This is a genomic window from Pseudomonadota bacterium (genome assembly GCA_039196715.1).
GTDB lineage: Bacteria > Pseudomonadota > Gammaproteobacteria > CALCKW01 > CALCKW01 > CALCKW01.
Window position 1 is genome coordinate 1 of sequence record JBCCUP010000113.1, and the last position, 10,758, is coordinate 10,758.

Consider the following 10,758-nt stretch of genomic DNA (forward strand, 5'->3'; position numbering starts at 1 on the left):
ATCGAGGCGGTGGTGTCGGACCCGTCGCTCGCCGGTTGGGACGGGTTCGGCGTCGTGGTGCAGGCCTACGGGCAACGCGCGCCGTATGTGATTGACTGGCTACACGAGCTCGCCACCCGGCTCGACCGCCGGCTCATGGTGCGGCTCGTCAAGGGCGCCTATTGGGACACGGAGGTCAAGCTTGCACAAACCGAGGGGCTCGACGGCTACCCGGTCTACACCCGCAAGCTCAACACAGACGTTTCCTACATCTGCTGTGCGCAGAAGCTGCTCGGTCTGACCGACCGACTCTACCCGCAGTTCGCGACGCACAACGCCCACACCGTGGCCGCGATCCTCGAACTCGCCGAGGACACCGCACGCTTCGAGTTTCAACGGCTGCACGGCATGGGGGAGTCGCTGCACCAGCGCGTGCTCGAGAAAGAGGGCACGCGCTGCCGGATCTACGCCCCGGTGGGTGCGCACCGGGACCTGCTTGCCTACCTTGTGCGGCGGCTGCTCGAAAACGGCGCCAACAGTTCCTTTGTCAATCAGATCGTCGACGAGGCCATTCCGCCCGAGGACGTCGCGGCCGACCCCTTTGACGCGCTCGACGCGCTCGACGGCGCGGTGGCGAACCCCGGGATCCCGTTGCCAGCGCGCTTGTACGGGCCCAGCCGCACCAACGCGGCTGGCTTCGACCTGAACGATGCGACCACCCTGGCTGCGATCGACGCCGCTCGCGAACCGTTCAAAACGCAGCACTGGCACGCACGGCCAGCCATTGTCGGCTGGGCCGAGGGCGACCACGAGACGGTGCACGTTGCATCGCCGACGCGACTGGACGAGACGGTCGGCTCGGTGGTGCGCTGCAACGACGCCGATGTCGCATTGGCGGTGTCCCACGCGTGTGCGTCTGCCTGGGCCACCGTGCCGGTGGCCGAGCGGGCCGCGGCCTTGCGCCGCGCGTCGGATCTGTTTGAGGCGGCCTTCGGTGAGTTCTTTGCGTTGCTGGCGCGCGAGGCGGGCAAGACGCCGCTCGACTGCGTGGGCGAGTTGCGTGAGGCGGTGGATTTCCTGCGCTACTACGCGGACGAGGCCGAACGGCTCGGCGCGGGTGCTGCGGCGCGCGGGCCGATTGTCTGCATCTCACCCTGGAATTTCCCGCTCGCGATCTTCAGTGGCCAGATCGCCGCGGCGCTCGCGGCGGGCAACCCGGTGCTGGCGAAACCGGCCGAGTCGACAACGCTGATTGCAGCGCGCGCGGTTGCGTTGCTGCACGAGGCGGGTGTCCCGGCCGACGCGCTGCAGCTGCTGCCGGGCACTGGCCGCGCAGTGGGTGCAGCACTCTCGGCCCACCCGGCGGTGGCCGGCGTGTGTTTTACCGGCTCCACCCAGACCGCCCAACACATCAACCGCGCGATGGCCGCGTCGCTTGCACCCTCGGCGCCGCTGATTGCCGAGACCGGCGGGCTCAACGCGATGATCGTCGACAGCACCGCGCTGCCTGAGCAGGCGGTGCGCGACATCGTCGCGTCGAGTTTCCAGTCGGCCGGGCAGCGGTGTTCGGCGCTGCGCGTGCTCTACCTGCAAGCCGACATCGCCGACCGTGTGCAGGCCATGCTGTTCGGCGCCATGGACGAGTTGCGGCTCGGCGACCCCTGGGCGCTCAGCACGGACGTCGGGCCGGTGATCGACGCCGCGGCGAAAGCGCGCATCGAAGCGCACATCGAAACCGCACGCCGGCAGGGCCGCCTGCTGAAGCAGCTCGATCGCGTGGCGCCCCACCGGGTCGCGCTCGATCGGGTCGCGTCCGACCGGGTCGCGACCGACGCACCGGCCGACGGTCACTTTGTCGCGCCGGCGGTGATCGGCGTGGGCGGTATCGAGGACCTCGGTGAGGAGATCTTTGGGCCGGTGTTGCATATCGCCCGCTTTCGCAGCGACGAGATCGACGCCGTGGTCGATGCGATCAACGCGTCGGGCTATGGCCTGACCTTCGGTCTTCACACGCGCATCGACGACCGCGTGCAGCAGGTGCTCGGCCGCGTGCGGGTCGGCAACGCCTACATCAACCGCAACCAGATCGGCGCGATTGTCGGCAGCCAGCCCTTTGGTGGCGAGGGCCTCTCGGGCACCGGCCCGAAAGCCGGTGGCCCGCACTACGTGCCGCGCTTCACCGAGGAGGCGCTGGTGACGTTGGGTGCCCCCGACGCGGGCGGGCCGCCGGTAGACACCGGCACGCTGCAGGCGGCCTTGCAACACGCGCTGGCCGAGGTGCAAACCGTCAACCCGGAGCCGGTGGGCGCGCCGCTCGAGCTGCCGGGGCCGACCGGTGAATCCAATCGCTTGTCGCGGTACCCGCGGGGTGTGGTGCTCTGCCTTGGGCCGGGCGCCGTTGCCGCAGCGGAGCAGGTGGCGGCGGTGCGGGCGCTCGGCTGCGCGGCGGTGGGCGTCGCCCCTGGGCTCGATGCGGCCGTGGGCTTCGACGGGCTGGTGACGCCCGACCAGCTCACGGCGCTCGAGCCGGTGGACGGCGTGGTGTTTCACGGCGACGTCACGGCGGCCCGGGCGGTGCGCGAAGCGCTCGCCGCGCGCGACGGGGCACTGGTGCCGCTGTTGCAATCAGCGGACTACGCCGGCCGGTTCCTGGTGGAGCGGCACGTGTGCATTGACACCACGGCGGCCGGCGGCAACGCGAGCCTGCTCGCCGCCAGTGCCCCGGTGAGCGCCCCAGTGGGCGCGGGCCACACCTGAGCCTAGGCCCACGCCAGATGCTGTTGTCACGAGTTGAAGAATCGAGCGAAAACAGCGAATTGCGAGAACCGCAGCGCAGTTTACGTGTTGATACAGGCCAGCAGCGGAAGCGCAGCAATGCGTACGACGCCCGCACTGTTTACAGCCGATTATCCGGCTCGTGACGACAGCATCTAGAATGCCCAGGCGCCGAGCGAGAAAAAGTCGAAGCCGCTGCTGCGCCCGCCGATGCAGTCGGCGAGGAAGTCCTCGACGTCGCGGAAGTACGCGAGCTGGTTTTTCCAGTGGGAAAAACCGTGGCCCTCGTCCTCGACGGTCTTGTAGGTCACGGGTTTGCCGGCGGCCTTGAGCGCGGCCACCATGCGGTCGGACTGGTCCACCTTGACGCGTGGGTCGTTGCGGCCGTGGATGATCAGCACCGGGCTCCGCAGTGCCTCGGCGCGGTAGAGCGGGGAACGGCTGTCGAGGTCGGCGCGCTCGGCCGGCACCGACGGGTCGCCGGCAAAGGCGTGCCAGAAGGGCATGAACGGCCCCCAGTAGGGCGGCGCGTCTTCGAGCAAACGTGCGAGGTCGGACGGGCCGACGACGTCGATGCCACAGGCGAAACGCTCGGGTGTGAAGGTCAGACCCACCAGTGTCGCGTAGCCGCCGTAGCTGCCGCCCATGATGGCGACCTTGTCCGGGTCGGTCACGCCCTGGTCGATCGCCCAGTCGAGCGCGTCGAGCAGGTCGGTGTGCATCTTCCCGGCAAACTCGCCCCTGGCCGCGTCTCGGTGCGCCCGGCCGTAGCCGGACGACCCACGGTAGTTGACCTGCAGCACGGCGTAGCCGCGGTTCGCGAGCATCTGGTTCATGTCGCCGTGGCCCCAGTGGTCCCGTGCCCAGGGGCCGCCGTGCACGTGCAACACGGTCGGGAGCGGGCCGCTGTCGGCCGGGAGCTTGGGTCGGGTGAGGTAGCCGTGCAGCATCAGCCCGTCGCGGGCCGGGATACTGAACGGCACCTTGTTGGTCCACACATCGGCGCGTTTGCGGCTCGGGGACTCGCCGAGCCGGGTGAGCGTCGTGCCGCCGTCCTCGATCAGGTAGTAGGTCGAGCCGGTGTGGTCGTAGCGCGTGACGGTGCCGGTGCTGCGGTCACGGCTGAGGCTGTTGATGTTGACGCTGTGCGGGGCGTCGCTGCGCAGCGGTGCCAACAGGGCTTCGAGTGCCGGGTCGCGGGCGGTGTCGGCAGGGTAACCGTCGTAGCTCTGGTGGTACAGGAGTTCCTTGGTGTCCGGGTCGATGTAGACGTTGCCGACGTCGACATTCGGGTGCTCGACCAGCACGGTCTCGACGCCGTCGCTGAGCCGCGTGGACACGTAGGCGAGCTTGTCGCGCCCGCGGTTGCTCAGGCCCAACACGCTCTGTTTGTCGGCGGAGAAGTCAAACGGGTGCCACTCGGTGAACCGGTCGTGGCGCAGGATCTCCCGGAATTCGCTGCCCGTTCGGGCTTCGGCGATGAACTCGTCGCCCTCGAGGCGGATGCGCAGCAGCTCGCGTCCGCCGTCGTCCAGCATGCGGTTGACCACCGCGTTGAGGTTTTCGCTGCGCAGCGTGGCGATGCGGTGCGTGAGGTTGTAGCGGTAGAGGTCGAACCACTGCCGGTCGCGCCCGTTGTGGGCGATATAGATGTCGTCCGACGCGCTGCGCGGAACGTGGACCACGAAGGCACGCACGTCACCGTCGGGTGTGAGTGCACCCTGCTCACCTGATTCGGTGTTCCAGGCGACGACCTGGTAGTTTTCCCGGCCTGTCCCATCGGCGTGGTAGAGAATGTGCTGGCTGTCGGCCGCCCAGAACGCGTCGGGGGAGCGCTTCTTGAAGCGCTTGACCCCGGTTTCACCGGACGTCAGGTCGCGCCAGTACAGCGCGGGCCGCAAGCGGCTGACGCCACTCCACAGCAACTTCGTGCCGTCGGGCGACACGGTGAAGCCGCCGGTGAAATCCAGGTTGGCAGTGAAGGCCCGCACCGGCACGAGCTCGGGCAGCGTGGCGTCCTTGAGCGTGGGGTGGGTTGGCGAGATGCTGCAGGCGGCGAGCCCCCCGAGCAGGGCGACTGTCACCACGGCGCGCCACAACGCGCGCGCTCGGTGGGAGATCGACGGCAGGGAGAGCAGCATGCGAACGGCCCGAACAGGGTGGCCCGCCACTCTACCGTGCGGGGGTCACACGCGTCGAACGGGCGCATCAACGCCATGGGTTTGTCGTGTGTGTGCTCGTTACGCAGCCGAGACACGCCTTCGCAGCGCGCCAGATCGACACCGGCGAGATCGGGATATCGACCTCGCCGACGGCGCCCTAGAGTCGACCTACTGGCCGTGGTAGGCCTGGCTCACGGCGTAGCTGTCTTCGAACCAGTTCCAGAGCACGACCTTCCCGTCGCTGACCTTGGCGCGCAGCGCAAAGGTAAAGGCGCCGATGTCCTTGCCCGATTGCGTGGTCACGCCGTTCATGCGACCGAACACCGCAACCGTGTCACCGGCGGCCAAGACGTCCTGGTTCTCCCAGAGCGTGGTCTGCCAGTTTTCGCTGAAGGTCTTGAGGAAAGCGAAGACCTCGTCCTTGCCTTGCCACGGGCCGATCCAGGGCAGGGCGCTGTCGCCCTCGTTGTGCCAGACCATGTCGTCGGCCATGAGTTCGTCCATCTTGGCCATGTCGCCACTGCCCATGGCGCCCATGAGGGCCATCACGGTGTCGAGGGTGGCCTGGCTGGTGGCGTCGAGGTCAGCGGTGGCTTTCTGGCTCAGGCCGAGGGTGAGCAAGGCACTGGTCAGCAGTGCAAACAGGGTTTTGCGGGTCATGGGTGTTGTCCTGTGGTCGTGGTGATTGGCGTCGCCGGGCGGCGTGCCCGGCGGTGCCGTTGGATGGCGGGTGGGGGCGGTGTGCCCTACATGCCCTTGAGTTGCTGCAGCGCGCCGGCCCAGTCTTCGACGTGGTAGGTCTGCTGGATCTTGCCGTCGACCACGGTGTGGATGTCGATGGTCAGGATGTCGAAGCCGCGGCCTTCGCCGTCGACGCCGAACAGCGGGGCCTGGGGTGTCGCGGTGGCACGGCTGCGCACGACGACCTTGTTGCCTTCCTGGATCATCTCCTGGACGGCCCAGTTGAGGTCGGGCATGAGCTGGCTGAAACCGCCCATCTGACCGAGGAACTCGTCCTTTGTCTTGTTCTTGCCGGAGTAGTTGCCAATGCTCTCCCAGCTGTCGGCGGTGGCGGCGTCGAAGGCGGCGGTGTGGGCTTCGGAGCCCGGGTTGCTCAGCAGCTCGTAGAAGACCTGGACGGTGGCCTTGTCGTCGGCCAGGGCGGCGCCAGTGACCGTGCCCAAGGCGAGGGCGGCGGCAGCGAGGGTGGTGTTGATAGCGTTCATGGCATCTCTCACGGAGGGTGAAGTCGGCCGCCCGGCGGGGCCGAACGGGTGTGGAGGCACTCTATTCGCTGTAAGATTGTTTTATAAGATTGCGCTATCAGAAATCACTGTTCGGGAAAATAGACTAATGCTGGACACCCTTCGGCAGATTGCGATCTTCGCGAAGACCGTCGACCACGGCTCCTTTCGGGGCGCGGCCGAATCGCTGCGGCTGTCGCCGTCGGTGGTGAGCTACCACGTCAAGCAGCTCGAGGAGCGGCTCGGCACGGCGCTGATCTACCGCTCGACCCGACGCCTGTCGCTGACGCCTGACGGCGAGCAGCTGCTCGAGTCCGCCCACGCGATGCTGCAGTCCGCCGAGCGTGGCCTGCAGCGGGTGGCGCGCCACTCGGAGCAACTCTCCGGTTTGCTTCGGGTCACCGTGCCCGCGTTTCTGGCCGGCACCCAGCTCTCGGCGCGCTTTGCCGCGTTCACGCACGCGAACCCGCACGTGCGCGTGTCGCTCGAGTTCTCCGACACCGTGCAGGACGTGATTGCCGACGGCTACGACATGGCAATTCGGGTCGGCGACATGAAAGACAGCGCGCTCGAGGCGCAGAAGCTGTGCGATCTGCGGCGCGTATTGGTGGTCACGCCGGCCTATGCCGCAACCCGAGAGACACCACAGAGACCCAAGGACCTCGAAGCTTGGCACTGGCTCGAGCTCGCGCCGGTCTGGTTCAAGAAGCCGGAGTTCGTGCGCGACGGCAAACGGGTCGTGTTGGCCAACCGCGAGTCGCGGATGAGTGTCAACAGCGCGACAGCCATGTCGCACCTGGTGTGTGCGGGTGCCGGGCTTGCTATCGTGCCGGAGTGCCTGGTGGCCGACGACCTCGCCGCTGGCCGCTTGCAGACGGTGCTCCCCGACTGGCAACTCGATGGGCTCACGGCCTACGCGGTCTGGCCCGCGAACGCACCGCGAAACGGCTTGATCAAGCACGTCGTCACGGCGTTGCTCGAACCCGGCATGGAAGAACCGCTGTCGCGCGACGCCGCCTGAGCGCGCCGACTCGCGCGAGGTTCAGCGGTAGAGCAGGGACGGCAACCAGAGCGAGAGCGCCGGTATCGCGACCAGCAACGCCAAGCGCAGGATGTCGACGATCCAGAAGGGCACCACGCCGCGGAAGATGGTGCGCGTCGGTATGTCGGGCACCATTGCCGAGAGCACGAACACATTGAGCCCCACCGGTGGCGTGATCAGGCTGATCTCGGTGACCACCACCACGACGATGCCGAACCACACCGGATCGAAACCGAGTTGCTGCACGATCGGGAAGAACACCGGCAGGGTCAGCAACAGCATCGACAGGCTCTCGAGGATCATGCCCAGCACGATGTAGATCGCGAGCATCGCGAACAGCGTCGCCATGGCCGGCACGCCGAGGCCGGTCAGCCAGTCGGCCAGCAGGTTCGGGAAGCCGGTGCGCGTGACAAAGCTCGAGAGTGTGAGCGCGCCGATCAGGATGGTGAACAGCATCGCTGAGGTTTTCACCGAGTCGCGCAGGATCTCGAGCAGAATCGAGAAGCTCAGGCTGCGCTTGGCCAGCGCAATCAGGAAGGCGCCGGTGGCGCCGATGCCGGCGGCCTCGGTCGGCGTGAAAACACCGGCGTAGATGCCGCCGATGACAAGCAGAAACAGCAGCAGCACGCCGTAGACGCGGGCGAGGGCGCGCCAGCGTTCGGCGCGCGGCGTCGCCTCGCCGGGTGGCCCGGCGTCGGGGGTGCGCCAAACGACGTAGCGCACGGCGACGACGTAGAGCAGCACACCGAGCAAGCCCGGCACCACGCCCGCGGCGAAGAGCTCGCGGATGCTGGTCTCGGTGAACACGCCGTAGATGATCAGAATGACGCTCGGTGGAATCAGGATGCCCAGGGTGCCGCCCGCGGCGATCGAGGCCGTGGCGAGCGAGTCGTGGTAGTTGAATTTCCGCATCGGCGGGATGGCGACGCGGGACATAGTGGCGGCGGTGGCGAGTGAGGAGCCACAGATCGCTGAGAAGCCGCCGCAGGCCAGCACCGTCGACATGGCGAGCCCGCCGCGGCGGTGGCCGAGCCAGGCGTAGGCGGCGCCGTAGAGCTCGCTCGCGAGGCCGGAGCGGCCGACGAAGTTGCCCATGAGCACGAACAGCGGAATCACCGACAGACCGTATTCCTGCGTGGTGTAGACCACGTGGCTCGACACCATCGAGAGCGGCACTTTCCAGCGGAAGTCGAAGAAATTCTCGAAGGTCAGGCCGCGTTCAATGGCGAAGCCGAAGAACCCCACCAGCCCCATGGCGAAGGCGATTGGCACGCGCACGAGGATCAAGAGGCCGAGGACGGCGAAACCGATCAACGCAGAAATCATGCGGCTTCCGAGGGGTTGGGGCGACCTCAGGTCGCGTTGGCGTCGTCCGGGGTGTGCGGGCCGAGGCAGCGCCACAGGCAGACGAGGGCGGTGAGCGACAAACACCCGACCGCAAAGTACTGCACGTAGCCGACCGGGAGCTGCAGGTACTCGGACAACTCGTTGCGCTTGACCGAGCGCGCTGCGAGCCGCCAGACACCGAACGCGAGGGCGGCGTGGATCGCGGCGAGGGCGCCGTAGAGCAGCCGGTGCGCGAGCATGGCGACGCGCGGTGGCACGCGCCAGGTGATCAGTTCAACAATCACGTGGCCGCCGGTCAGTGTGACCAGCGGCAGGGCGCAGAACACCAGCGCCGACAACATGAACTCGGTCAGCTCGGTGCCGCCCTTGAGTGGGCTGTTGAACAGGTAGCGACCGACCACGTCGACCGCGGTCATGACCATCAGCGCCATCAACACAATGGCGCCGAGGTCGGCCATGCGGTCAGCGAGACGGCGCATGGCGTGCGGTGCGGTGTGCGGTCATACCGGCTCAGTTCTCGAGCGACTGGGCGGTGTCGCGGTAGAAGCTGATCGCCGCGTCGAGGTCGACGCCGCTGTCCGCGACTTTCGCCTTGAAGCTGTCGTCGAGGTCGGCGGTGAGGTCGGCGAGGGCGTCGATGTCGGCCTGGCCCATGTCGACCACGTTGTTGCCGGCTTCGCGCGCCTGCTTGAGGCCGGCCTTGTCATTCGCTTCCCAGACCGAGCCTGCGAGCTTGGACAGCGCTTCACCCGAGACGCTCATCAGCGCGTCCTGGTCTTCGGCCGAGAGGTCGGCGAAGAAGTCCTCGTTCATGAAGATGCCGAAGCTGCCGAGGTACATGCCGCCCGGGAACAGGTAGAGGTTCGGTGCGACTTCGGAGAGGCGCAGGGTCGCCTGCTCGCCCGCCGGCATGAACACGCCGTCGGCCACGCCTTGCTGCAGGATTTCGTAGACCTTCGAGCCCGGTGCCGGCACCGGTGTGATGCCCATGCGCTCGGCCAACACCGACTGGATGCCGCCGCCCACGCGGATCTTCTTGCCCTTCATGTCGGCCAGGGATTCGATCGGGTTGGTCATGTGGATCTGACCCGGGCCGTGGGTGAACAGCGCGATCAGCTTGAGCCCCTCGTGCTCGCCAGCGTCCGCGAGGTACTGCTCGTGTGTGCGCCAGTAGGCGACAGAGGCCGCACCCGCGCCGGCGTTGGCGCCGGGAAGCTCGGCGAGTTCGGTCAGGCGGAAACGGCCCGGCACGTAGCCGTGAAAGCTCCAGCCGACATCGTAGGTGCCGTCTTCGACCTGGTCGAAGATCGCCTTCGGGTGGCCGTTGTGGTACTCGAGCTTGGCCGTCAGGCGGCCGTCGCTGGCTTCCTCGAGCTGGGTTTTCCAGGTCTCGAGCACGACGGAGTTCTGTGGGTGTGCCGGCGACAACCAGGTGCCGATGCTGATGGTGGTTTGCGCCTGCGCCTGCGTGCCGAGCAGCAGGGCGGCGAGCAGGCCGAGTTTGAGTTTCATGGCAATCTCCTGATGGGTGAGGGGGTGGCGGTGCGGGCGCACCGCAGGCTTCGCGTCGTCGCGACGCGGAGAACGGGGAAATGGTAGGCACTGGCTCTGGCAACAATCAAGCGATCAGCCCCCGTCTCGTGCGAGCGCTTCGCGCGCGCCGCCGAGGATGATGTCGAAGGCGAGCTGACTGTATCGATCCCGACTCATCGAGCCGCCGGGCCGGAACCACATGTAGTGCCAGTTGAGCATGCCGAACAGGGACATGGTCACGGGTTTGAGCAGGTGGCGCCGCTCGGCCAACGCGGGCAGGGCGCCGGTCAGCGCGCCAGAGAACACCGCGACGATGTCGCGCTCGAGCGCCTTGAGATCGGCTTGCAAATCGTCCGGCAGGCTGCCCATGTCGTGCACTTGCACGCGGTGCTGGGCGTCGGCGTCGCGGTAGGTGTCGAGCAGCGCGCCGATGAAGGCCTGCAACTGGGCCTCGGCCACGAGCGCCGGGTCGCGCGCGCCCTCGAGTGCGTCGACGATCTCGGTCAGGTGCGCGTGGATGACCGCGTGCAGCAGCTCGTCCTTGTTGCTGTAGTAGTGGTAGAGGTTGGCCTTGGAGATCGCGGCCTCGGCGGCGATGTCGTTGATGCCGGAGCCGTGGTAGCCGTCGCGCGCAAAGACGACCGTCGCGGCGCGCAGGATCGCGTCGCGTTTGTCC

General features: G+C 67.5%; 9 protein-coding genes. 2 read left to right on the forward strand and 7 right to left on the reverse strand.

Translation table 11 applies throughout. The annotated features are described in order from the left end of the window. Positions 1-2,736 (forward strand): bifunctional proline dehydrogenase/L-glutamate gamma-semialdehyde dehydrogenase PutA (gene putA, locus AAGA11_21615; protein ID MEM9605471.1); only part of this gene is annotated, 2,736 nt, incomplete at its 5' end. A 173-nt stretch (positions 2,737-2,909) separates the two neighbouring features. Here the strand turns inward: putA and AAGA11_21620 are convergent. The 3 genes from AAGA11_21620 to AAGA11_21630 all read right to left on the reverse strand — a co-directional run bounded on the left by AAGA11_21620 (position 2,910) and on the right by AAGA11_21630 (position 6,142). Next, on the reverse strand, positions 2,910-4,895 hold the full coding sequence (locus tag AAGA11_21620; GenBank protein MEM9605472.1) for a S9 family peptidase: 1,986 nt from the start codon (positions 4,893-4,895) through the stop codon (positions 2,910-2,912). A gap of 189 nt (positions 4,896-5,084) precedes the next feature. After that, positions 5,085-5,576: a nuclear transport factor 2 family protein gene (locus tag AAGA11_21625; GenBank protein MEM9605473.1), complete on the reverse strand. Its 492-nt coding sequence runs from the start codon at positions 5,574-5,576 to the stop codon at positions 5,085-5,087. 86 nt (positions 5,577-5,662) lie between these two features. Further along, positions 5,663-6,142 (reverse strand): ester cyclase, encoded by a 480-nt coding sequence (locus AAGA11_21630; protein MEM9605474.1) that lies wholly within the window; start codon positions 6,140-6,142, stop codon positions 5,663-5,665. A 127-nt stretch (positions 6,143-6,269) separates the two neighbouring features. Between AAGA11_21630 and AAGA11_21635 the strand changes: the two genes are divergently transcribed. Continuing rightward, a complete protein-coding gene (locus AAGA11_21635; GenBank protein MEM9605475.1) occupies positions 6,270-7,181 on the forward strand; it encodes a LysR family transcriptional regulator in 912 nt (303 codons plus the stop codon). Between the two features lie 21 nt (positions 7,182-7,202). On the opposite strand, the gene AAGA11_21640 is transcribed toward AAGA11_21635, so the two are convergent. The 4 genes from AAGA11_21640 to AAGA11_21655 form a co-directional block, all read right to left on the reverse strand. Then, positions 7,203-8,528 carry a TRAP transporter large permease gene (locus AAGA11_21640; protein ID MEM9605476.1) on the reverse strand — a complete coding sequence of 442 codons (1,326 nt, stop codon included), beginning with the start codon at positions 8,526-8,528 and terminating at the stop codon, positions 7,203-7,205. A 26-nt stretch (positions 8,529-8,554) separates the two neighbouring features. Beyond that, complete coding sequence (locus AAGA11_21645; protein MEM9605477.1) at positions 8,555-9,028, reverse strand: TRAP transporter small permease; 474 nt, start codon at positions 9,026-9,028, stop codon at positions 8,555-8,557. A gap of 31 nt (positions 9,029-9,059) precedes the next feature. Beyond that, positions 9,060-10,061 carry a TRAP transporter substrate-binding protein gene (locus AAGA11_21650; GenBank protein MEM9605478.1) on the reverse strand — a complete coding sequence of 334 codons (1,002 nt, stop codon included), beginning with the start codon at positions 10,059-10,061 and terminating at the stop codon, positions 9,060-9,062. A gap of 114 nt (positions 10,062-10,175) precedes the next feature. After that, positions 10,176-10,758: TetR/AcrR family transcriptional regulator (locus tag AAGA11_21655; protein MEM9605479.1), on the reverse strand; the 583-nt coding region annotated here is incomplete at its 5' end.

Excerpts from the sequence above, each read along its gene's own strand:
- AAGA11_21620 (MEM9605472.1), bottom strand. The coding sequence starts at position 4,895 with ATGCTGCTCTCCCTGCCGTCGATCTCCCACCGAGCGCGCGCGTTGTGG.
- AAGA11_21625 (MEM9605473.1), bottom strand. The coding sequence starts at position 5,576 with ATGACCCGCAAAACCCTGTTTGCACTGCTGACCAGTGCCTTGCTCACC.
- AAGA11_21630 (MEM9605474.1), bottom strand. The coding sequence starts at position 6,142 with ATGAACGCTATCAACACCACCCTCGCTGCCGCCGCCCTCGCCTTGGGC.
- AAGA11_21635 (MEM9605475.1), top strand. The coding sequence starts at position 6,270 with ATGCTGGACACCCTTCGGCAGATTGCGATCTTCGCGAAGACCGTCGAC.
- AAGA11_21640 (MEM9605476.1), bottom strand. The coding sequence starts at position 8,528 with ATGATTTCTGCGTTGATCGGTTTCGCCGTCCTCGGCCTCTTGATCCTC.
- AAGA11_21645 (MEM9605477.1), bottom strand. The coding sequence starts at position 9,028 with ATGCGCCGTCTCGCTGACCGCATGGCCGACCTCGGCGCCATTGTGTTG.
- AAGA11_21650 (MEM9605478.1), bottom strand. The coding sequence starts at position 10,061 with ATGAAACTCAAACTCGGCCTGCTCGCCGCCCTGCTGCTCGGCACGCAG.